16 protein-coding genes are annotated in these 23,829 nt (G+C 38.2%); 2 read left to right on the top strand and 14 right to left on the bottom strand.

Annotated features, from left to right (window positions below; translation table 11 throughout):
* Positions 1 to 102 precede the first annotated feature (102 nt).
* Positions 103 to 2,364: an ATP-dependent Clp protease ATP-binding subunit ClpA gene (gene clpA / locus IE199_RS10605; protein WP_189770119.1), complete on the bottom strand. Its 2,262-nt coding sequence runs from the start codon at positions 2,362 to 2,364 to the stop codon at positions 103 to 105.
* 29 nt (positions 2,365 to 2,393) lie between these two features.
* A complete protein-coding gene (clpS, locus tag IE199_RS10610) occupies positions 2,394 to 2,714 on the bottom strand; it encodes an ATP-dependent Clp protease adapter ClpS (RefSeq protein WP_189770121.1) in 321 nt (106 codons plus the stop codon).
* Between the two features lie 211 nt (positions 2,715 to 2,925).
* Between clpS and cspD the strand changes: the two genes are divergently transcribed.
* The gene (cspD, locus tag IE199_RS10615) at positions 2,926 to 3,150 is read left to right on the top strand and encodes a cold shock domain-containing protein CspD (protein WP_189770123.1); all 225 of its coding nucleotides are present in this window, start codon (positions 2,926 to 2,928) and stop codon (positions 3,148 to 3,150) included.
* Between the two features lie 99 nt (positions 3,151 to 3,249).
* Here cspD and IE199_RS10620 read toward each other — a convergent pair whose 3' ends face one another.
* The 9 genes from IE199_RS10620 to IE199_RS10660 form a co-directional block, all read right to left on the bottom strand.
* Positions 3,250 to 4,485, bottom strand: coding sequence for an ABC transporter permease (locus IE199_RS10620; RefSeq protein ID WP_229854657.1), 1,236 nt, complete (start codon positions 4,483 to 4,485; stop codon positions 3,250 to 3,252).
* Entirely contained in the window at positions 4,478 to 5,200 is a 723-nt protein-coding gene (locus IE199_RS10625; RefSeq protein WP_189770127.1) for an ABC transporter ATP-binding protein, read from the bottom strand. Before IE199_RS10625 ends, IE199_RS10620 begins: the two co-directional genes overlap by 8 nt.
* 1 nt (position 5,201) lies before the next feature.
* Positions 5,202 to 6,383, bottom strand: a complete 1,182-nt coding sequence (locus tag IE199_RS10630) for an efflux RND transporter periplasmic adaptor subunit (protein ID WP_189770129.1) — start codon at positions 6,381 to 6,383, stop codon at positions 5,202 to 5,204.
* A gap of 11 nt (positions 6,384 to 6,394) precedes the next feature.
* Positions 6,395 to 7,114 carry a Yip1 family protein gene (locus IE199_RS10635; protein ID WP_189770131.1) on the bottom strand — a complete coding sequence of 240 codons (720 nt, stop codon included), beginning with the start codon at positions 7,112 to 7,114 and terminating at the stop codon, positions 6,395 to 6,397.
* 147 nt (positions 7,115 to 7,261) lie between these two features.
* Positions 7,262 to 9,955 carry a TonB-dependent receptor gene (locus IE199_RS10640; RefSeq protein ID WP_189770133.1) on the bottom strand — a complete coding sequence of 898 codons (2,694 nt, stop codon included), beginning with the start codon at positions 9,953 to 9,955 and terminating at the stop codon, positions 7,262 to 7,264.
* 68 nt (positions 9,956 to 10,023) lie between these two features.
* A complete protein-coding gene (locus IE199_RS10645; RefSeq protein ID WP_189770134.1) occupies positions 10,024 to 11,079 on the bottom strand; it encodes a FecR family protein in 1,056 nt (351 codons plus the stop codon).
* Between the two features lie 29 nt (positions 11,080 to 11,108).
* Positions 11,109 to 11,645 carry an RNA polymerase sigma factor gene (locus tag IE199_RS10650; protein WP_229854659.1) on the bottom strand — a complete coding sequence of 179 codons (537 nt, stop codon included), beginning with the start codon at positions 11,643 to 11,645 and terminating at the stop codon, positions 11,109 to 11,111.
* A gap of 90 nt (positions 11,646 to 11,735) precedes the next feature.
* Entirely contained in the window at positions 11,736 to 14,015 is a 2,280-nt protein-coding gene (locus tag IE199_RS10655; protein ID WP_189770138.1) for a glycoside hydrolase family 20 protein, read from the bottom strand.
* Positions 14,016 to 14,111: 96 nt separating this feature from the next.
* A complete protein-coding gene (locus IE199_RS10660) occupies positions 14,112 to 16,610 on the bottom strand; it encodes a TonB-dependent receptor (RefSeq protein ID WP_189770140.1) in 2,499 nt (832 codons plus the stop codon).
* A gap of 327 nt (positions 16,611 to 16,937) precedes the next feature.
* Between IE199_RS10660 and IE199_RS10665 the strand changes: the two genes are divergently transcribed.
* Positions 16,938 to 18,905 carry a winged helix-turn-helix domain-containing protein gene (locus IE199_RS10665; RefSeq protein ID WP_189770148.1) on the top strand — a complete coding sequence of 656 codons (1,968 nt, stop codon included), beginning with the start codon at positions 16,938 to 16,940 and terminating at the stop codon, positions 18,903 to 18,905.
* A 34-nt stretch (positions 18,906 to 18,939) separates the two neighbouring features.
* Here IE199_RS10665 and IE199_RS10670 read toward each other — a convergent pair whose 3' ends face one another.
* The 3 genes from IE199_RS10670 to IE199_RS10680 all read right to left on the bottom strand — a co-directional run bounded on the left by IE199_RS10670 (position 18,940) and on the right by IE199_RS10680 (position 23,816).
* Positions 18,940 to 21,150, bottom strand: coding sequence for a DUF5916 domain-containing protein (locus IE199_RS10670; protein ID WP_189770150.1), 2,211 nt, complete (start codon positions 21,148 to 21,150; stop codon positions 18,940 to 18,942).
* 124 nt (positions 21,151 to 21,274) lie between these two features.
* The gene (locus IE199_RS10675; protein WP_189770152.1) at positions 21,275 to 22,555 is read right to left on the bottom strand and encodes a sensor histidine kinase; all 1,281 of its coding nucleotides are present in this window, start codon (positions 22,553 to 22,555) and stop codon (positions 21,275 to 21,277) included.
* Position 22,556: 1 nt separating this feature from the next.
* Positions 22,557 to 23,816 (bottom strand): sigma-54-dependent transcriptional regulator, encoded by a 1,260-nt coding sequence (locus tag IE199_RS10680; RefSeq protein ID WP_189770154.1) that lies wholly within the window; start codon positions 23,814 to 23,816, stop codon positions 22,557 to 22,559.
* Positions 23,817 to 23,829: the final 13 nt, after the last annotated feature.

Genomic DNA, 23,829 nt, shown 5'->3' on the forward strand with positions numbered 1-23,829 from the left:
ATATTTAATTAGAATTTTTATTTATAGTTTTTGAAGTTTGTATAATTAAAAAGGCATTGCCTAAGCAATGCCTTAATCAATCACCAAAAAACCTTACTAAAACTACTGATGTTCAATTAGCTCTTTTTTAGCTTCATAGCTCAAGAAAATTTCGTCCTTTTTAACACAGACTTTAGCGACGCCACCATTAACTAATTCACCAAAAAGTAACTCATTAGCTAGTGGCTTTTTCAGCTGTTCTTGAATTAGTCTTGCCATAGGTCTAGCCCCCATCGCTTTATCATAACCATGAACTGCTAACCATTTTTTAGCTTCTTTTGTTAATTCCAGAGATACACCTTTATCATCTAATTGCGCTTGCAACTCTACGATAAATTTATCAACAACTTGCTGAATGACTTCATCAGATAGGTGATTAAACCAAATAATATTATCTAAGCGATTTCTAAATTCTGGTGAAAACACCTTGTTGATTTCATTCATTGCATCGAAGCTATGATCTTGTTGTTTAAAACCAATTGATTGGCGCGTCGTTTCCGTCACACCAGCATTGGTTGTTAACACAAGAGTAATATTTCTGAAATCTGCTTTACGGCCGTTATTATCTGTTAAGGTACCGTGGTCCATTACTTGTAGCAAAATGTTGTATACGTCTGGATGCGCTTTCTCAATTTCATCAAGTAAAACCACCGCATGAGGGTGTTTTATTACAGCATCAGTAAGTAATCCACCTTGCTCGTATCCAACATATCCAGGAGGAGCACCAATTAACCGGCTAACAGCATGTTTTTCCATATACTCAGACATGTCATATCTTAGCAACTCGACCCCTAATACTTTAGCTAATTGCTGTGTAATTTCGGTTTTACCTACACCTGTAGGGCCGGCAAATAAGAAGGAACCAACCGGTTTATTTTCTTGACCTAAGCCAGCTCTTGATAAACGAATAACAGACGTTAATTCATCTATCGCATGATCTTGACCAAATACCACCAGTTTTAAGTTTCTATCTAATGTATGTAGATTATCTTTCTCGCTACTTGAAACCGATTTTTCCGGAATTCTAGCCATTTTCGCTACGATTGACTCAATATCGATGTCATTGATCACTTTTTTGCGTTTATCAGCATTAACGAGCTGTTGTTTTGCTCCAGCTTCATCAATTACATCAATGGCTTTGTCGGGTAAAAATCGCTCATTTATATATTTAGCTGACAACTGCGCAGCAGCTCTTAGCGCTTTGTTGGTATAACGAATACCATGATGAGCTTCGTATTTTTCTTTCAAACCTTGCAGTATTTTGGTTGTATCATCAACACTTGGCTCGACTACATCGATCTTTTGGAAACGTCTCGCCAATGCGCGGTCTTTTTCAAAAATACTTTGGTACTCTTGATATGTTGTAGAGCCTAAACAACGCAGTTTTCCAGATGACAACAAGGGTTTGATTAAGTTTGAAGCGTCCATCATGCCGCCAGACGCAGCACCAGCTCCAATGATGGTGTGTATTTCATCAACGAATAAAATAGCGTTGCCTTCTTGCTCTAATTCTTTAAGTAAAGACTTAAAGCGTTTTTCAAAATCACCACGGTATTTAGTTCCCGCTAATAATGCACCTAAATCAAGTGAATAAATGGTGGTGTCAGCAAGAAATTCTGGTACCTTTTCAGACACAATAAGTGACGCTAAGCCCTCAGCAATGGCTGTTTTACCTACGCCTGCTTCACCAACAAACAATGGATTGTTTTTTCGGCGTCTACCCAATACTTGTAATGTCCGCTCTAACTCACTTTCACGACCGATAAGCGGATCAATTTTGCCACTTTTAGCAACTTCGTTAAGGTTAGTTGCAAAGTTTTCGACGGTGCGCGGTTCTTCCTCATGGTGTGAGGTAGCATCTTCCAATGCTTTATCCGAAGGATGCATATCCACTTTAGCAATACCGTGTGAAATAAAGTTAACAATATCTAAACGGCTAATATCAGATTTTTTCAGAAAATATGCCGCTTGTGATTCTTGCTCGCTAAAAATAGCGACAAGTACGTTAGAGCCATTAACTTCGTTTTTACCCGACGATTGGACATGAAACACTGCCCGCTGTAAAACGCGTTGAAAACCTAAAGTCGGCTGAGTTTCTCTCTCCTCTTCTCCCTCAGGAATTACAGGAGTCGTTTCAGTAATGAAATCTAACAGCTCTTTTTTAAGTTTTGCCATATCTGCGCCACAAGCTTTCAACGCTTCAATAGATGAAGGGTTGTCTAATAACGCCAACAACAAATGTTCGACGGTCATAAACTCATGACGGGATTCCTTCGCTTGACGGAAGGCCATATTTAAGGAAATTTCTAAGTCTTTGTTTAACATAGGCTACTCCACTCAACATCTCGCAAAAATCAGGCTTGTTCCATGGTACATAACAATGGGTGTTGATTCTCCATTGCATAATCACATACCAGGCTCACTTTAGTTTCTGCTACTTCTGCAGTATATGTGCCACAACGGCCCTTCCCTTTATAGTGAACTTCGAGCATAACATCCGTCGCTTTCTCGTCGTTCATCCCAAAAAACTTCTTTAATACCTCTATTACGAAATCCATTGGCGTATAGTCGTCGTTTAACAGTATTACGTTGTACATTGGCGGTTTTTGATGCTGCTCAGTAACGTCTTCTTCAAGCAGTTCCTGAGAATCAAACATTTCTTTCCAATTACTCATTCTTTTATATTAGACTCTGTGTGAAAAATTTGCTTCAACAATTTTATGAAATTAACCATTTCAAACGTTAATTATTTGTGAAATGGACTTGACTATTTAATTTAATTATCTACATTTATGGATGTGACTAAATTTTAGTCACTGGACAATATGTAGTGTGTTTTTGGGGAAGCATACCTAATTACCGATGAATTTAGAAGGAAGTTGATGTATGGCTCACGGTAAAGTGAAATGGTTTAATAACGCAAAAGGTTTTGGTTTTATTCGTCCGGATGACGGTGGTGAAGACATTTTCGCTCATTACTCGACAATTCAAATGGATGGATACCGTACGTTAAAAGCCGGTCAAGACGTGGATTATGAGCTAAATGCAGGTCCAAAAGGACATCACGCATCTAGTATCACACCGATTGATTTAGAAGAATCAAACGAATAATTTTGATTCAAAAAAACACAGCCTTTGAGCTGTGTTTTTTTATGCCTGAAATTTAATAAAACGCTTATACCAATTTATTTGCGTATATGTTGTTACGTTCTATTCGTATCTTAAAGCATCAATTGGATCAAGGTTTGCTGCTTTAGCTGCGGGTATTATGCCAAAAAGTAACCCTACACCAGCACTGAAACCAAACGACAACATCACCGCCCACATTGGAACTTGTGCATCGGGTAAGTCAATGGCACTACTAACTAATGCGCCAGCGCCGTATCCTAATGCCAAACCAATCAAGCCGCCCAATAGACACAATACAACCGCTTCAACAAGAAACTGTAGCAATATATCAACCCTTGTCGCACCTAATGCTTTTTGAATACCAATTTCACGAGTACGTTCAGTCACTGATACCAACATGATGTTCATGATACCAATACCACCTACAAGCAAAGAAATACCAACAACACCACTTAACACCATAGTAGTATTTGATGTGATTTTATTTACCGTATCTAACATTTGCTCAGCGGTACTTATTTTAAAATCATCACTATCATCTTCAGATAGCGTATGCGAGCGACGAAGCAAGTTAGTAATATGTTGCTTAACCTTATCTATGTCATCAGCATTTACTACTTGTAATGAAATACTGATATCAGGCTCTTGTGCTCCACCAAGCAAAGCTTGTGTTGTTGAATAAGGTAAAAGCACGTAGTCGTCTTGGTCAAAGCCAAACATTTTGCCCAATTTTTCAAGCACACCTATGACTTTAAACCACTCACCACCAATTTTGATGTATTGGCCTACAACCTCACCTTTCATCTCTAATTTGTCGACAATCGATGGACCAAGCACAGCAACACGTCGGCGCGTTTTATCGTCACTTGAATTAAAGAAGCGCCCTTGTTCAGGGTAAATACCATATAAAGCTTGATATGATGCCCCTGTACCGATAACCCGTGTAGTGGTTGACTCGCTTTTATACTGAACTAATCCATTAGGTCCAACCGCAGCAACGGTAGGCGTAATATTTTTTATACCTTGTACTTTATATTTGATTTCCAAGAAATCTCTATAAGTTAACTTAGCAATTTTTCCCTGCAGTCTCTCCTCGAGTGGCGTATGAGAATTAATTGACACTACGTTGGTGCCCATGCCGTCAAACTGTGCGGTGATGCTACTACTTAACCCTTGCACAACGGATACAACAGCAATAACGGATGCTACACCAATAATAATGCCCAAGGTGGTAAGAAAACTTCTAAAACCATGCGCTTTTACCGACAATACAGCGGAGCGGCAACTTTCTATCAGCTTAAATGAAAAACTAGACAACTCGAGCCTCCTCGCCATGTTCATTAGTCAAAGTATCAGAGACTAACTGCCCATCCATTAGCCTGATCACCCGTTTACAACGATCTGCAATATCTTGTTCATGGGTAACAATGATCAAGGTTTGTCCCTCGTTATAAAGCTGATCAAACAGTGTCATAATTTCAGCCGTGGTCGATGAGTCAAGATTACCTGTTGGTTCATCGGCTAACAAAATTGCAGGTTTAGTTACAAGTGCACGCGCAATAGCTACACGTTGGCGCTGGCCACCAGACAACTGATTTGGCAAGTGATTTACTCTTTCAGCCAACCCAACACGGGTTAACGCCTCAATCGCCATGGCTTTTCGCTCTTTTACGTTTAGACCACGATAAATCAAAGGCTGCATTACATTTTGTAATGCAGTAGCTCTAGGCAATAGGTTAAAACTTTGAAATATAAAACCAATTTCTAAATTTCTAACCGCGGCCAACTCAGCTTCACTCAACGCAGCGACATTTTGTGACTTCAATATATAGGCACCACGCGAAGGTGAATCTAAACACCCTAAGATATTCATTAAGGTTGATTTACCTGATCCTGATGGACCTATGATGGCAAGGTAGTCATTTTGAAAGATATCTAGCGAAAAGTTATTTAAAGCAAAAAACTCTTCACCGGCCATGTTATAGCTCTTTGCAATATCTTCTAATCGAATAACGGTTTGTTTGTTATCCATATTATGCCTCTTGCTCTGATACCTTAACGGCTTGGTCATCCTTTAACTTATCTAGTGCTCGTGCTGGGCCAATGATCACTTTGTCTCCAACATTTATGCCTTTAGTTACTTCCTGTAACCTATCATTTGAGATACCTAATTCAACAATGCGCTTGTGCGCTTTACCATCAACTAGCACAAACACGTGGCTTTCATGGTTGTCTTGTTTAGTGGCATCTTTTTCGTTTTCACTAGAAATAACAGACTCTGTTGGTACCGCTACCGTCTCTGATTTTTGTTGAGTATAAATTTCTGCCCGGCAACTCATACCTGGTCGAACAGCGACGTCTGCAGCATCCTCTAACAATATTTTAACGGTAAAACTTAAACCTTGACGCCCCAACGCCCTCTTCGCCGATGTTGCTATATTTTGTACTGTTCCTGTTAACGGTGTATCAGGAAATGCCACAGCAAAAATATCTGCGCTTTGGCCGACACTCACATTGGCAATATCAGCTTCATCAACTTCAACTTCAATAAGGATGTTTGACGGATCCGCTAAAGTGATCAGATCAGAGCCAACTATATTTGTTGTGCCACTGATTGCCGTTTCACCTTCTTTAATATCAACAGAAGTGGCGATACCATCAATTGGCGATCTAAATACCGTTTTTGATAACCTTTCTTCTGCTTTATCAAGTGCCGCTCGAGCTTGAGCTAAAGATTCTTGGCGAGATCTTAAGTCAATTTTTGCCAAAGCGTATTGGTTGTCTATTTGCTCGTAAGCATCTTGATCTAAGATTTTACGTTTAAATAGATCATGTTTTCTCTGCCATTGAGCCTTTAAGTTTTCTAACTGTTTCTTTTGACGTTCAATGGCAATAGTCTGAATTCTAACAAATGCCGCTTGTTGTTCTACGTCAGCTTTAAAGGCTTTTGGCTCAAGTCGCATTAACACTTGGCCTTTTGATACCGGATCACCCTCTTCGATTAACATTTCGCTTACGCGACCTATCACTTCAGAGCGTAATTGCACTTGTTCTTTGTAAACCAAGGTACCAGAGGCCAAGATTGAGCTTTTTATTTCTTCAAGTTGAACTTCTGCCACCTTTACTTCAACATCAGATGACTGGCCTGTTTTTTTGAAGTAAGCAGTGGCTACAAGAGCCACTGCCACTAAAGTGATAATTATCGCTTTTTTCATAATATCACCGCTTAACCAGCAAAGGTGATATAAATCGCCCAACAGCTAAAGATGACTGCAGAAGGAATAACAGCAATGGTAAACGATTTATTAGTTTCAATGTTTAAATAGGCTTTAATACCAACAGTCGTCAGGAAGATACTCCAGAAAGTAAAAACATTGATCGCTTCAGCAAAACCATACCAAGCATTTCCCATGTCTAAACCTAGTAATAAACTATTTAACGAAGCTGGCTGTAAATCTTGCATTGCAATTTTGCCGTCAGGTGCAAAAACGATAACTAATATCGACACTAAACTAGCTACTACTAATGGCATATTAGCCCACCAAGTGAAACCATACCATTGAGTGAAGGTGTATTCGCTCTTAGTTGAAATTTTGCTAGCAATGTTTAAATACACAGCGAAAATTAAGCTAACCACAATCAAAGTTAGCGGCCCACCGATTAAAGTACCGTATTTAAGAACATCGATACTCATCGTTTCACGCATGGCTTTGATTTCGTCATCACTCATAGCGTTGTTTTTGGTTATTTGCTCAATGTTTTGATTTTGTAACCATTCAGCATCTACCACTGAGAAATAGTATGAGTAAGTAGCCAGCATTGCGACTACTACAAAAATGAATGGCACCCAAGACCAACCTTTTTTCTCTTTGACGGTATTAAATGCTTGTTCTGGCGAAATTAGCGCATCAATGCTTGCTGCAAATGCATTAGAAGATTCTTTCATAGTGTTGCCTCTATTATTATTAATTAAATTCCATTCGGACACATTGAGATTATCAATATGACATATTATGTCAATTGAAAATTTACAATGTTCTGTTTGACGAGGTTAGTCTATGGTGAGTTTTTTTTATTACATTAAATTTACAAATTAAAAAATAAATTCAAAATGTGCTTTAACTGAACGCCCTAAAATTGGACGAGCAAAATAATAGCTACTTTCCTTTGATTCGTTGTTATTTCTTGGGTTTCCCTCAGTTAACCCAACAGTATTGTTGATATTTTTTGCCACAAGCTGAAATGTGATTTCTGGTGAAAAAGACCAAGTTATGCCTAGGTTCAATGTTGAATAACTTGGAAGTAAAAACGAATTCTCAATATCAGAATACCTTGTTCCGACATAATGAACACTGGCAAAACTAGAAAGTTCTTGCCAATCATATTGTAGTTTTAGTGAAAGCTGCTTTTCTGGTGTACGCGTAAGTTGATTACCATTTAATCGGCTTTCTGTGTAACTGTTAGGTATGCCAGTAAAATGAGCGTTTTGCCATACGCCATGCCCCTCTATAGTTACATTTGTACCTAGATTAGCGTTAAACTCAAGCTCCAACCCTTTAGTTTTTGTATCGATTAAAATGGATGTATGACTATTTTGACCTTGATAAACACTAAATAACAAAGGATCAAAGCGTGTTTCAAACAAAGTCGCTGTCACTGCAAAATTTTCAGTCGCATAACGTAAACCTAATTCATGAAACTTCAACCTTACTGATTGTTCAAAAGACACTTCTTGTGGCACAGAATCGGTATAATCGCCCCAACCTATTGCATTAGCATAACTAGACAATCTTGGCATTTCAAAAGCGTTTGCAAAGTGACCATAAAGAGTTAAATCATCGTTAACCTTCCAGTTAAACCCGATACTCCAGGCAAGTTCATCAAAATTTTTTTCTTCCGTAAAGGTATAACCAGATAAATAATTTATGGCTCCTTGATAGTGTTCATTTTGATAAATGGCATCCGTTTGTGAGCTAGATTGCAGAGAAAGCCATTCTTGTCGGATCCCTAGATCCAACAACAGTTGCTCTGAAAGTGCGACATTAACTGTTGAATACAATGACATTGATTTAAATGAGCCTTCACCCGATAAATAAGCTGGACCTTGGTAATCTAAAGCACTTTGCTCTGTTAACCATTGCTGTGTGCCACTAGCGATATCGGTAAGCTTGATATCAAAACGGCGAGGTTGGTGAGCAACATCGATTAAAAAAGTACCTAACCATTTGTCTAGCGGCAATTCATCATACTGCCCTTGAACATAAGAGCCGCCAAAGTTAACACTGAGATCTTGGTATTGCCAATCGAGTTCAAGCTTATTAACCCAAAGCTGCTGTCGATATTGTGAATAAAGTGGATAAGTAAGCATCAGTAGCCCGTTTCCATTGATATTTTCAAGATCTTGAATGGCTTCACCAGAGCTACTGGCGATTAATTCTGCTTTCATCGTCGAACTCGAAAGACTATTGAGATAATCTTTTGCATTCAAAATACTATTGTCACCTAAATTTAATAACGCCAGCATGCTGTTGCTCATGTCTGAATAGCGAGTTTTCAGTGTAAGTAACCAACTTGGCGTTATATGAAGGTCATAGAAGAAGCCCGCAGAAATAAGATTGGTTTGTTGTCCATCACGAATATCAAATGTCTTGGTTGTAGAATGATGCGCTCCCTTGGGATAGCGATAAAGAAAGTTGCCAAACTCTTCACTTAACAATGTACCAGTACTCGCCGGTAGCCCTGAAACTCCCTTAGGGTTATTTCTCCCTTGCATAACGACTGGTGAATAAAATATTGTGGTATCGTTTAGGTATTTTAAAACCACCTTAGCTTGGCTTATCGCATCTTTTTTTTCTGCTACTACCTTTAATTGCCCACCGTGGTCACCGGTATAACCTGGATCTTTTAAGCCACTACTGTGCCGATAAAAACCGCCGACAACATACTGCCAATCAGTGTCTAGTTTAGGTGAATATGAAAAATCTAAGCGGTTGTAATGATAGTTCAAGCCGAGTGAATAACTCAGTCGATTCTCATTATGCGTTGAGGGTAACATTGAAATAAAATTAATTGCGGCAGCGGGTCCGTTGACACTAATAATGCCACTATTGCCGCCTCTAATAGTTTCTACTTTATCTATCATTAAATCTTGGCGGATAAAAAAGTCAGCCCAAATACCATCATATGTAACGGGTAAGCCATCTTCCATTAAACTGATAAATCGATATCCTTCTCCACCGCGCAATCCTCGAGGAGACACATTATTGTTTACTTCACCGCCTGAATCTTCTACCCAAAATCCAGGAACATGTTTAAGCATTTGAGCAGTGGTAGGTTTACCTTCATTGGTAAAATCAAATCGATCAAAAACAGTTACCGCACTAGAACTTCTTAAGATACTACGGTTGGGGTTGGCATAACCTGTGACTAAAATATGCTCATAATTTTCATGAGCCTCCCTGGTTACTGGGTTTGTGTTCTTTTTCTTTTGTTCAAATATTAGAAGACTGCCACTTAGTGGTAACTCAAATGTAAATTGACTGTTTGTTAGCAGCTGTGTCAAAACCTGTTCAAGAGTACAGTGGCACTTAAACGTAATTTTTGCATTGAGTTGCTTATGGCTTTGCATTATCAATTGACGATTATTTGTTTTTGCCACATCAATCAATATATTGGCAAGCGACATGTCAATAAACTGATAATGTCTTTTATTTACCGTGGTATTGGCGTAAGCGTAAAAAGAACAAAACCACAAAATGGCCAACACATACAAACACGTATTAGCCATTATTTTTTGCCTGTTAACAATTAATCTTTTGTCCTGTTTATTTATCATTATTTTTTAGGACATGATGATTATTCTCGTTGCACGATTACTCGGGTATCACCATGTTTTTGAATAGTTAATGGAAATATTCTGGGCAGATCATCTAACCATACTTCAAGGTTATCAACCACAATATTTCCGGTATATTTCATTTCACTTACACTTTGGTGTTGAATGTAAATGGCTAAATTAGAGTGGCGTTTTAGATCATAAATAACGTCAGATAGTGGCGCATCAATATAAACTAAATTACCTTGTTGCCAATCCATTTTTGCATGGTAATTGTGTGCCATTACCTGAGACATACTGCCATTTTTAGCAATTCTTATGGCCTCACCTGCAACTAACGTTTTACTGGGTAGTAGATTTTGTGTTTCCGAATCTACTTTTACTTTCCCTTCAAGAACATGCACTAATAATTTTCCAGCTGATTCCTTTACATTAAATACAGTTCCAAGGGCCTGTGCAATACGACCTTGGTAATACACAGTAAATGGTCTATTAGCGTCTTTTGCAACTTCAAATAATGCTTCACCTTTAACTAAATGGATGTTTCGTTGTTGAGAGTTATAGTCAACAGTTACTTCAGAATTAGCCCCTAAATACAATTGGCTGCCATCTATCAAACTAACTGTCATATCTTGTGCGATACCACTTTGATAGAAATCGCCTTGTGATCTATTTTCTGTAGACGCTACTTCATTAGTGAAGCTATGTTGAGGTGCAATACTACCGCCAAAGATAACTAACCAAAGTCCGACAAGTGCACAACACGCAATAGCAATGGATGGTATCCATTTATGCTCAAAGGCCATGGTTAACCGAGATAACAACGAGTTTTTCTTTTGGTGTACTTCTGAAGGTTCTGTTCCTTCAAGCAGTGCGTCGATATTCACTGCATTAGCCAAATGCCAAGCATGTGACATCATGTGAAAAATCTTTTCATGCTGTTCACTTTGTTGTAACCAAAGTTTAAATTCATCACTCTCACTTACCTTTGAATTTTCTTCAAGTGTGAGTAGCCATTCAGCGGCCTGTAACTCTATTTCTTCACTATCGATAGTTTTCATATCAAGGTTTTTCATAAATTACTCAAAAGGTTGTTCATCATTGGCTACTTTGCCATCCCTTGATAACAAGCTCTCACAGCTTGTAATACATATTTTCTGACCATGCTTTCTGTAATACACATTAACTGTGCGATATCGCCATACCCCATACCTTTAAATTTATACAATACAAAAGCTTGTCTGCATTTTAAGGGTAATTTCATTAAGCGCCGTTCAATATCTTCTACTTGTTGGCGTGATTGATTAATTTTTTCAGGTGTTCTTGTGTCAGTCAGGTCGCTATATTGTTCATTAGCATAAGAAATAGGACTTCTTGCCTGTCTTCGTAGTTTGTCTATCGAGAGGTTTGTGGCAATTTTGTACAAATACGCCTGAATGTAGCTTTCTATACTCGGCTGATCTAACCCTAGTAACTTAACAAAAGCCTCTTGAGCGATGTCTTCAGCTTCCCTCGACGTTAGCCCTTTATTCATAATATGTCTTAACAGTTTTTGATAATGTTCCTTATAAAGCGTTTTAATCCTCGCTTTATATTGTTTGTCAAAATCTGATTGTTCTATTTTTTCTAATGTATTTGACATCAACTCGACAACTTTTTTACAAAAAACGCTCTCTTCTAAATACATCCAACGAATAAAGGGCTCAAATTGGGAATAAAAATTTAAAAAAAACTAAAAAACGGCAATCTCGTCGATATATAAAGGTAATAACGGGATCTGCTTATCAAAAGATTGTTTTTTGTTTTTGGCAATAACCTTAACATAACGAGCTGAAATCGTATCAAAATTTAAGCGAATTACCGGTTGTTCAACTTCAACGCCATTTATATATTTTACTTGTTGCCACTGTTGACCATCATTTGAATAATAAACAGCAATAGAATCTGGTGGTACTAACTGACGGTGGCGCCCCGCATTTACTCCCATAATGATCTGAGAAACCGATTCGTTGTGTTCAAAATCAATGATGGCTTCCATATCTTCACCATAAAATACCGCAAACTGATTTACATCATAGTATTGGTCGTAAGCAAACACACCATCGTTGATCTTAACTTTTGAGTCACCACTTGGTTGGTTTGTGAAGATGATATTTTTTCCAATAGCTTTATGCGGCGTTACGGTCAGTGTTAGTGGTAAAGACAGCATATCTTGATATTGCGCTTGCACCTTTATCGTTTTCATTTCATTTAATGCAACATTTCCGTTGTTGTCGATATTAAGGCTTTTTATTTGTTCTGTATCACTCATAGCATCATAGGCTAATACGTTTAATTTAGACTGGCTTAAACCGGACGTAATGTTGAGCAGCATCCTTGTAGGTGTCGCCTCTTCAATACGAATGTTTGGCGTTAAGAACGAGTAACTAGCATTGATGTTCATCGCTTGATATCGACGAATAATGTTTGGTAAGTTTTGTTGAAATCTCGACCAATTATCGTTGTTGCCCCATGCAACATTAGCTAAAGCTGATAAGCGAGGAAACACCATGTACTCGGCGTGTCGGGCTGTTTTTATATATTCAGTCCACAATGCTCCTTGCACCCCAATAATTAATTGTTGTTGCTCAGTTGTTAGATCATCTGGCACAACCTGATAACCATATACCTTGTCAATTGGCAAAAAGCCATGAATTGCTTTGGGCTCTTCAACTGAGCGAGATTGGTAGGCATCAAAATAAGTAAATTCATACGGTGTCATTATTGCTTTGTGACCACGTTTGCTAGCGTTAATGCCCCCCTCAATACCTTGCCAAGATGTGATCATTGCATCACTTGGGGCGCCACTGGCCAAAATTTCATCCCAGCCCACTAGCGTTTTATCATACTTATTCAACAATTTCGCTACTTGCTGAATAAAGTAACTTTGCACATCATCACCGCTAGTTAAGTTTTCTTTCACCATTAACTGTTGAACAAAGGGACTTTCAAGCCACTGCTCTTTAATAACCTCATCACCACCTATGTGTAAAAGTTTTGATGGAAACAACGCAGAAACTTCAGCAAATACTTTATCTAAAAAGCTAAAAGTTTCTGCTGTTGGACACAGTACTTGAGGAAAAATACCAAATTGCCCTTCTACGTGAACGCTTTGTTTGTGACAAGAAAGTTCTGGGTATGCTGCTAAAATTGCACTTGAGTGTCCAGGAACATCAATTTCAGGTAATACTTCAATATGACGAGCATTAGCATATTCAATTACGTCTCTAATTTGCTCTTGTGTATAAAAACCTTTGTGCACTTTTCCGTCAAACAAGGTTTTATAGTCATAGGTATGACCAACAACGGTATGAGCTCGCTTACCGCCAATTGAGGTTAACTTGGGAAAGGCTTTAATTTCTATTCGCCAACCTTGATCGTCAGTTAAGTGCCATTGAAACTTGTTAAATTTGTGAAACGCTAGCCAGTCAATATACTGTTTAACAAAAGAAACAGGATAAAAATGCCGGCTTACGTCTAAATGCATTCCTCTGTAGGTGAATTTAGGCTGGTCGCTGATATTTACCTGAGGTATAGACCAATAAACCTTGTTAATTGGCATACGACTCTCTATATCTTTAGGCATTAATTGCCTTAATGTTTGCACACCATAAAACATCCCTTCTTCACTTGAAGACTCTATGACGATTTTGTTTTCACCGACATGTAATCGATATGCCTCATTTTCCATCCCTTGTACATATTGAAATCGAACTTGGTTTTGAGCTAGGGATTGTGTTTGTTCAAACAAATAGCCAGTGGGAGGTTGTAAAAAAGAAGACAGCTCTTGGGCAGCATGTTTTCCAATATTAGATGATAGATAAATTTTTGTTTGGCTGTCGAGCTTGAATTGACCTTGTTGCCATTCAACTTGCGTTGGGTAGGGAAACAAAGGTGGATAATGAGTTTTAGCGAAGGCACTAGTAAAAATAGTCACACCAAAAATCATCAATAGTAATAAATAGAACTTCACTGGCTTTTCCTTTAAAAAACCCGCAGATAAGCTGCGGGGGCAATAATAAAAGTGCGCTGCGCAAGCAGCGCTAATATGCCTTAAACGTGTGTTTCGTTAAAAATTAACAGTTACTGACGCATTAATGGTTCGACCTAAAATTGGTCTCGCATAATAGTACTGGTACCCTGCTTGTTGATCATTGATCGCTCGAGGGTTACCTTCGGTTAATCCAATTTCGTCTGTAATATTAGTCCCTTTAACATGAAGATTAATATTGTTACTAAGTTGATAGTTCACACCCGCATCAATGGTTGTGTATGCCGGTAATTCAAACTGGTTTTGTCCGTCAGAAAAACGATCGCCAATATGGTGTACAGTTAAATAAAGATTACCTTGGTCAAAGTAGTAAGTGGGCGTTACCCTCAATTGTACTTTTGGCGTGCGTTTAACTTGGTTTCCTTCCCATGCCGAAAAGTTACCATCAAACCCTTCCATTTCAGGGTTTTGAATAACACCAGCTACTTCAACATCTACACTGTCCATAGGTCGCCAACTTGCTTCAAACTCAAGCCCCTGAGTCACAGTATCAATAGTTTGATTCGACAATGAGCCGTCTGCGCCAGTAAAGTTGCGCTCAGTAAGATCTTTAAACTTGGTATTAAAAAGTGTTAAAGACGTTCCAAATGATTGGCCTGAATAACGCATACCCACTTCGTTAAACGTTAAGTTTATGGTGTCATTAAAACTTGCATTTTCACCTGCATGAATAGTTTGTCCATGGCTCATTAAACGTGGCATTTCAAAAGCGTCAGCATAACGACCAAACACCGAAAAGTTGTCGTTTATTTTATAGTTAAAACCAATAGTCCAAGCTGTCTCGGTTTCGTCTTTTGACTTTTTAAAATATTGGCTTGATGGCATATCGGCGTAATTATTTGCCAAATTGTTGTCAACATCATTGCCAAATTCGTCAAAAGCACCAGCCACAGGCTGAGCAAAAGCCGTTCCCGAAGCAGTGCTATCTAACGATAACCATTCGATTCGAAAACCCGCATCAAGTCGCAACTTATCTGTTGCTTGAAATTCTTCGTTGACGATAATCGAATGTGAGCTAGACTTACCGTAAGCCGTTGCTTGCCCCCAACCTGGCGCATAACCTGTAGAACCACCATCGGTTAACTGACCAATCACTTGTTGCTGCTCATTGACGGCGACAACATCTAATAACCGTACATTTTCAGCGACTTCTGTTAAGAAAAACGACTCCCACTTATCAACAGGTAAATCGTCGGCGTCTACGTGCGCATATAACCAACCAACCGTTAAACTATGCTGCTCATTTTCATAAGTTAAACTGAGTTTAGAAACAAATTGATCTGCTTCATATCGAGAATATAAGGGATAGCTTGTGGTGACTAAGCCATTGCCGTTTAGTTGGCTAGGATCTGCAATTAACTCGCCGGTATCAACATATTGATACATCGCAGCAACAGCACCTTGATCAGCAAACATATCAACCATTTGTTGTGCATCGGCGGCGAGTAGTCGTTGCTCTGCTTCAACCAATGTAGAGTTGTCAAAGTTAAGTAAAATGTACATGTCATTTTCAAACTGTGAATAACGAGCAGCAGCGGTTAAAAACAAGTTATCATTAAAATCCCATTCTAAATTTGCGCCCAAATGGCTGTATTTAGTGTGCTGTCCATCTTTTAAGTCACGTGTAAGATAACTGCCATCTTGCTTGAGGTATTTTAAATGTTGCTGTCCTTTGCCTATCATAGTGCCAGTTTGAGGGTCTAAACCAGGTATACCTTTTGGATCTTTTTGATCCTGCAATGGAATTGGTACAAAAAACGTCGTGTGATCGTCTAAATGTTTAGCAGAAAGTGTCAATTGGCCTTGGCTAAGGTCGCGTACTAAGTTAACCCTTAGTTGCCCACCTTTATCGGCAGTAAATTGTGTATCCCTTACGCCATCAGATTGTCGATAGAAACCACCAACGAGCATTTTCCAATCATCATTAAGCGGTGTGCTATAGTAGCCGTCCATTCGATACATGCCATAATCCGCGGCGCTGAGTTTAATAGCCCCCTCTTTGATATCATCAGGCTTTTTAGTGATAAAGTTCACAAGCGCCGCTGGGCCATTTGTTGTCAATAAACCACTAGTTCCGCCACGAACAGCTTCCATCGACTGTGTAGTAATGTCTTGTCGTTGATAGAAATCAACCCAAATACCGTCATATACTACAGGTAAACCATCTTCTTGAACTCCAATATATCTAAACCCTTCACCTCCTCTTAACCCTCGAGGTGCCACATTGTTGTTTGTTTCACCACCTGAATCTTCTACCCAAAATCCTGGGATGACTTCTAACAAATCGGCAGTACCCAACGGCATTTCGCGAGCCAATTGATCTTCATTTAATGTGGTAATTGATACAGAAGATTCTAATTTAGTTACTCCGCGCCCTGTTGCTCCTGTAACAACGATACGTTCGAGGTCTAACAATTCTTTTTCTGCTTGTTTTTGCTCAGCATAAGCAGTATTGCTTGTTGTAATTAAAGCAGCTAAAGCGATTGATACTTTAGTTCTTGATAATGTTTTATTCACAATCTATCCCTTATATTTCTTTTTTTTTTAACAACACATTTTTTGTGCCTGTCTTTACAACGAAATCACAATGAAATTTGGGAATATTTATTTTTATTAACAAAAGGTGATACTAGAAATTAAGCCTGCAATACTCACGTCAACGTTTAGCTTTTGGTATTAATTGCAACCGAGTAAATTAGTTTAATACTTTTTTACCTTTTAAGTATTTTTATCGCAGTACAATGTTGACTAAAATGCAGTGTAATATGATGCATAAAAACAAGAGTCTGATCGTCATTAATGATGATTAATTCGATGAGATAATAAAATCAACAAGGTCTAATTTTGACTACAACAATTTATACTTTTAGTCACTGGCAATTTGATCCACACAATGGTACTTTGCGAAATGGTGACGATGTTATAGCGATTGAGCCACAACAAGCCAACCTACTGTTACTATTAATAAATAACAAAAACAAAGTGGTAACGCGTGACCAAATCACATCAAGTATTTGGCACAATATCATTGTTGAAGACAACACAATAAGCAAAGCAATTACACGTTTACGCCAGCTATTAAATGACAATGCAAAATCTCCTATTTTTATCAAAACTGTGCCAAAACGTGGCTACCAATTTATAGCGCATGTAACTAACGTCCAAGCTTCTGTGGAAAGTTCTTCCAATGTTACTGCAAAGTTATTCACTCGATTGAGTTTCATCTTTGCTATTTGTCTGTTAGTTGTTTTGATCTTGGTATTTCTCCCTGTTCAACTTTCTCATAATCAAGGTTTAACGACGTTAAACACTATTGGCACACCGGTAACTTTTCGTGAAGGGCGAGATCAAAATGCCAACTTTCATCCATTTGAACAGCGCATTGTATTTAATGGTCGTGTTGAAAATCGCTTTGCCATTTTTGAAAAGCAACTCAACGACGCAAGCGCAAGAGAAGTCATTGAAGTTAACTCGCCGTTAATTTCACCAATATGGCTACCTGATGGTAAACATGTTGTTTTTTCTAGTGTTGACCAACAAGGAAACTGTAAGCTTTTTAAAACCACATTAACGAATCCGCAGGCCAAAGAAATTACACAATGTTTATCAGATAAGCCGCTGACGGTATCACTTATATCAAAAATTAACGCACTATTTTGGCAGGATAATGCCGGCTTGTGGCTCTATTATTGGCACGAGAAACGAAAAGAGCCCTTAAATATAGGCATTGATAATTCGTCACATACAAGGCTTTCACCTGACGGAAACTTATTCGCCACTTTATACAAACAAGGCGCTCACTCCAAAATCAGTATCTTTGATAGAAATGGTAATGAGCTTTCTAGTAAAACGCTTAACCACAGCATTGACTCTTTGTTATGGGATCAAACCTCCAAGTCAATTTATTTTCTTGGCCAACATCCAGCCAAAGAGATTCTTCAGTGGGATTTATCAGATACAACACAAGTTATTACTACGACAGCGTACGGGACAATTTCTCAGATTGATGACATTAACCATCAAGGACAACTGCTCTTTACATTGAGCGCTATAGATATTGATATCGCTCTGTTTAATCACGATAAGTCCACTACGATAGTAAATTCAGCATTTGCCGATTACAACGCTGCAATGTCACCAGATTCCAACACAATTGCTTTTGCTTCAAAACGTTCTGGTTTAGCTCAAATATTGTTAAAGAAAGGCGAAAGCACGGTTCAACTATCTAATTACAAAAAGGCCAGTTACATTTATGACCTGACTTGGAGTCCCGACGGTAAAAAGCTCCTAGTTAAACGTAATAATCAGATATATCTTTATGATCTTATTGAAAACACCGAAACCACACTTCCCTTTGATGCAGAACAAACTAAACAGTGGCAATGGCTATCAAATACGCAAATCGCCTATGTTAATAAAGAAACCAATACATTGTTTTTGCACGATTTAACATCAGATAATACTGAGCTTTTAAAAACCCATGTATCAAATGCGCAGCTGGTAGATAAAAGTTGGTATATTTCAGATGAACAAGGCTCAAGTGTATTTAGCACTGATTCAAATTTTCAAGCACAAACGCTGATAGCAGATAATTTAGCGGGTCGAGATTGGCTAGTTTATCAAAACGAACTTTATGTTTTTAATATAAATCCATCTCGCGTATCAAAACTCACTTCGAACGGCGAACTAGACATTTTGTTTGGACGACTCAATCCGTTATCCTTTAAAGCGACTTCTGACTTTGGGTTTGTATTTAATCAAATCAATAGTAATGAAGCGAATATCTATATGATTGATCTTAATATGAATTAGGCCAATTATAGGCCTAATTCATCATGGGCAGTTGCTAGAATAACCAGTTCAATTTCGCAGTTAATGATTTTTGTTGAGGATTAGCGATTGCGTTAGATAACATATCTAAACCATTATTCCCCAACTCTGTATCTATTCCATTATGAGCGTACACTAAGTAAAACCGAGCACGTTGTGCAAATTTATAACGATATCTCGCTTGTAGCGCAAACTGACTGTGAGAAAAATCTTCAATTTTGCTTAACCCTGTTGCAGCGGGTTTAAAAATAGCTTCAGCTTTGGCTTTCAGTCCAAACCATTGAGTCGTCAAAGTAAAATCTGATTGTTGATTAATTTTGGCTACAAATTTTGCGTAAATCTTATTAAATTGTCTTCGATATTGATTAACCCCACCTTCATTATTACCAATGAGCCAATCTCTACTGTCTAAATATTGGTAATTAAGGTCTAATCTTAATTCATCGCTAAAGTACTGGCGGTACGTCAGTAATATGCTATCAGCCCAATCGTTTTTACCTTCTTGAAAATAGTTGTATTTGGCGGTGAATGAAATGTCAGCGGGCGTTGGAGAGGCATAATAAAGGTGAACATCTTTTCTTGGTGACAAATATACATTACCAAAACCTCGTGATATTCGATCATCAAATCCTGCCGAAGTAAATTTGGCACCTATTCGAAATTTATGTTGTGACTTTAAGCGAGCAAAAGCACTTAGGTATATAGAATCTCTTAAAGCTTGACCTTGCGTATTTCGTTCAACTTGATACTCGCCATAATAACGTGTGTTAAGTATTGGGCTAGCAGAGGAAAACTGATATTGGTCATATTCACTAGATAATTTAACACTCGATAAATCATTGCGTTGCATGTAGCCAAAGTCATTGATGTTAACTTTATCATCGAGTAACGACCACTCAATGTAATTTTTCCAATGACGCACAGGCAAGTAGTTGGCAGCAAGTGTTATCCCCTTACCAGATTGAGCACCATTATCAGATTGAACATCACTGTAAATTAGATTAGCGAATACCCTAGAGTTGGCACTAAGTTGAACTTGGCCATCATGATTTACCACTAGCGCTTGGCGATTGCCAATAGGATCGTCGACCCAGTTAATCAGTTGACCGAATGAATGATTGGCAACATTTTTATACCACCGAGTGCTAGCAAAAAATTTACCGTCATCACTTTTAGCATCATTTTCTTGAGCAACTAATACACCTGCATTAATTTCTTCACTGTTTAGAATATATTTAGTCGCAAAGTCGATGTCATGTACTTTTGTCGTGTCTAAGCGCGTATTGGAACCTATTCGCCGTGTGTGAACAAGTTTGAGATTTTGTGGTCCTCTTACATCAAAAAGAGACTGATTTTCAGTAAAAAACGGGCGTTTATCTGTTTGCAACGTCTCAACCGCACTATAGTTGATCACCAGTTCATCTGATTCCACTTGACCAAAGTCAGGGTTGATAGTTGCAATGACTTGTTGATTACCAGTTGGTTTAAATACTACATCTAAGCCAATATCGGCATTGTCTTTTTTATTGATAAAATCATACTTTTCGACAGCATAAATATTACCTCGATTGCTTAGTTTATCGATATTAGTCACTTCAATTGGGGCAAATTCGTAGGTAAACGCCTTTCTACCTCGATGAGTATCTGGAAATGAATAAGCTTGATTATCGATGACATTCTGTCGTTGAAAATAAACACTGACCTTTCTTATGTCACCTGATACCTGTTTAAATGTTGCCGTTGTCCAAGGAATAAAAAATTCGCTGTACCAGTAGTCGCCTGTTTCGCTAACTTGTACTTGCCACAATCCATCCCAATCACGATTGGATTGATTTCCGCGGCTGTAGGTACCGTCCATAGTACCACCACCTAATGTTGCAACAAATTCATATGCGGTGTTGCCATCATTATTAAAATCAACAAACACCATATTAAAATCAGCACTTGTATACTGGTCGTGTCCACTATATCGCCTTGAACGCTCTGGTTGGTAATTTTCAAACGCAAAGTACAGACCTTTATCATCACTTTTTATATAAGTTTTAGTTGAATATTTAGGGCGTTCACCGGTATTTGGCCAGCTCTGTGTAAATTCATTGATTTCTTGGGCGCCTGCCCATTCAGCTTTGTTAATCACACCATCAATGACTATCTGATCTGCATAAACACAAAATGTAAACGTTAAATAAAGTACTAATAATTTATTGGTAAAAGTTTTTATTATCATAAAACAACATCCTCAAAATAAGAGGTTGTAGCATGATAAATTTACTCGAAATAAAGGTGACCAAAAGGTGACAAAGCCCTGAAATTAAGTGACACAGGGCTTTTAGATTGAATGATGGTAAAAATTAAACTTTAGGCAAAGAGATGCTAACTACCAAGCCGCCTTGATAATGATTGGCTAATTGGATGTTACCCTTATGCACTTCAACAATATCTCGACAAATGGTTAAGCCAACACCACTACCGTTTTCCTTAGTCGAAAAATAAGGCAAAAATGCTTGAGTCATTACTTTCTCAGGCATGCCAGGACCAAAATCACGTACTTTTATATAAACGTTTTCTAAGTCTTCATTGACCTGAATTTGCACGGGTTGCTCACTTTGCTCACTTGCTTGCTGTGCATTTTTTAATAAGTTGATAAAAAGCTGTTCCAGTTGGCTAATATCCGCCTGGATACTAACCACATTATTTTCACTATGTAATGAAAAGTCATACAAGTTTTTTAAGCCCTCTAAACACTGGATCAGGTTTAATGGTGTTTTTTGTGGTGTCGATATTTTTGCTAGCTGACTGTAGCTAGTTATGAAGTCTGATAGCTTGCTAATTCGTGTAGACACTGTATCAAAGATCATACTCAGTCGGGGATCTTGATGTTTTTCGGCGAGCATTAAGCCACTGTGACACATACTGCTGATCGGCGCAATTGAGTTGTTCAATTCATGATTAATCACGCGAATAACCTTTTTCCACGTTTGCAGCTCTTGGCGATATAAAGCTTCCGTTATCGGTTTAACTAGGTATAACCGGTGATTAACACCATGTAGTTTAAGTCGGTGCTGTGAAAAGTGAAAACTTTGCTCTTCACCACTTTCACTGTTTTTTTGCACGATAGCGTGTTCTGTTGATACGTGTTGCAATAAAAACTCGCCATGGTGTTGCAACATATGCGTTAAATCATTGCCAATAAGATCCGTCGTATCAAAAAGCTGCTTGGCAGCCAAATTGGCAAAGACGATGGTATTTCTATGGTTTACTAATAAAGTGACAACGTTTGATGCATTTACGACTTTGTCTAACATTAACTCCCGTTGATACAAAGATTGGCGTTCAACCCTAAGCTTGTCAGCAACCTCATTAAACAGCTGTAAAATATGTAAATTTTTAGCTTCAATATCTTCAGGCAAACTGATAGAAAAGTCATTATCCTGAAGGCTTAATAGACCATCATAAATTAAGACCTGTAGCCTTTCTTGCTTTCGGTATGTATATACTGCTAAATAAATCACTGCAGCCATGACCAAAATGCAACTGATATAAAAATAGACTGGGTTCGTGGGAAAGATCCAATAAAAACTAGCCCAAATCGCTACATGACTTAGTAGCAACATCAAAATAAACTTGGCCATATTATTCACTTATTTGGTACTTTTCTATACGGCGATAAAGGGCTTGGCGACTTAAACCGAGTTCTTGTGCAGCATGTTTTATCACGCCATTGTGTTTCTTTAACGTTTCAACAATTATTGACTTTTCATCACGGTTTATTGGCTGTGCTTCACTTAAATTAAAGTCTATTGCCTGTAGTTCGTTGCTTTCAGCAAACACTAACGCCCTTTTACAAGCATTTTCCAATTCTCGGACATTGCCCGGCCATTGATGTGCTAACAAAGACGCTGTCGCTTGTGATGATAATAGATACTCTGAACCTATAAAGTGTTTGGCAAGAGGAATGATGTCATCTATACGTTGTTTCAACGGCAATAAATCAAGATTCACGACGTTGAGCCGATAGAATAAATCTTCTCGAAAACTCCCCTGTTGAACAGCAAGTTGCAAATTTTCATTAGTGGCACTGACAACGCGGACATTTACTTTTATCGTCTCATTTGAACCTAATCGTTCAAACTCTCCAGTTTGTAACACCCTAAGCAATTTCATCTGACCTGATAATGGTAAATTACCTATTTCATCTAAAAATAAAGTGCCACCGTCTGCGGCTTCAAATCTACCGATGCGTTTTTGGTTTGCCCCGGTAAATGCTCCTTTTTCAGCCCCGAAAAGCTCAGCTTCCATTAATTGTGCGGGTAAAGCCCCCATATTAACTTTAACAAATGGCATTGCTTTACGTTTACTATGTTGATGAATGTGATCTGCAATTTTTTCTTTACCTGAACCGTTAGGCCCTGTGATCAAGACATTAACATCTGAGTCAGCAACTTTTTCAGCCAATTGACAAAGATTTTTCATTGCTGCGCTTTCTGCTACTAAGGTTACAGGTTCTGGTTTTTGCAAAGTTGAACCGACATGAGCTGAGATTAACTCAAGCAGTTTTCCATCATTCCAAGGTTTAGGGAGGTAATCAACAGCACCTTGTTTTACTAATTCAATTGCAGTTTCAAGTTGTGTCCAAGCAGTGATTAAAATGATGGGTAAATCAGGTTTCACCTGCCTTAATTGATAAAAAAGGGTTTTACCTTCATTGCCAGAGGTTAGACCCTGACTAAAGTTCATATCTTGAATAACGAGTGATATTTGTAGACGCTCCACTGCAAATAAAGCGTCTTTATAGGTGTTTGCCGTAATGACCTCATACTCATGTAATGAAAGCAGTAGTTCAAGTGCTGCAAGTATATCAGGGTTATCATCAACAATGAGTATTTTGGTCATAACAGTTGGGTTT

The sequence above is a fragment of the Thalassotalea marina genome, assembly GCF_014656435.1.
GTDB lineage: Bacteria > Pseudomonadota > Gammaproteobacteria > Enterobacterales > Alteromonadaceae > Thalassotalea_C > Thalassotalea_C marina.

Coding starts and splice junctions, on each gene's coding strand:
- IE199_RS10670 (WP_189770150.1), bottom strand. CDS start 21,150: ATGATAATAAAAACTTTTACCAATAAATTATTAGTACTTTATTTAACG.
- clpS (WP_189770121.1), bottom strand. CDS start 2,714: ATGAGTAATTGGAAAGAAATGTTTGATTCTCAGGAACTGCTTGAAGAA.
- IE199_RS10675 (WP_189770152.1), bottom strand. CDS start 22,555: ATGGCCAAGTTTATTTTGATGTTGCTACTAAGTCATGTAGCGATTTGG.
- IE199_RS10650 (WP_229854659.1), bottom strand. CDS start 11,645: ATGTCAAATACATTAGAAAAAATAGAACAATCAGATTTTGACAAACAA.
- IE199_RS10680 (WP_189770154.1), bottom strand. CDS start 23,816: ATGACCAAAATACTCATTGTTGATGATAACCCTGATATACTTGCAGCA.
- cspD (WP_189770123.1), top strand. CDS start 2,926: ATGGCTCACGGTAAAGTGAAATGGTTTAATAACGCAAAAGGTTTTGGT.
- IE199_RS10635 (WP_189770131.1), bottom strand. CDS start 7,114: ATGAAAGAATCTTCTAATGCATTTGCAGCAAGCATTGATGCGCTAATT.
- IE199_RS10625 (WP_189770127.1), bottom strand. CDS start 5,200: ATGGATAACAAACAAACCGTTATTCGATTAGAAGATATTGCAAAGAGC.
- clpA (WP_189770119.1), bottom strand. CDS start 2,364: ATGTTAAACAAAGACTTAGAAATTTCCTTAAATATGGCCTTCCGTCAA.
- IE199_RS10645 (WP_189770134.1), bottom strand. CDS start 11,079: ATGAAAAACCTTGATATGAAAACTATCGATAGTGAAGAAATAGAGTTA.
- IE199_RS10630 (WP_189770129.1), bottom strand. CDS start 6,383: ATGAAAAAAGCGATAATTATCACTTTAGTGGCAGTGGCTCTTGTAGCC.
- IE199_RS10640 (WP_189770133.1), bottom strand. CDS start 9,955: ATGGCTAATACGTGTTTGTATGTGTTGGCCATTTTGTGGTTTTGTTCT.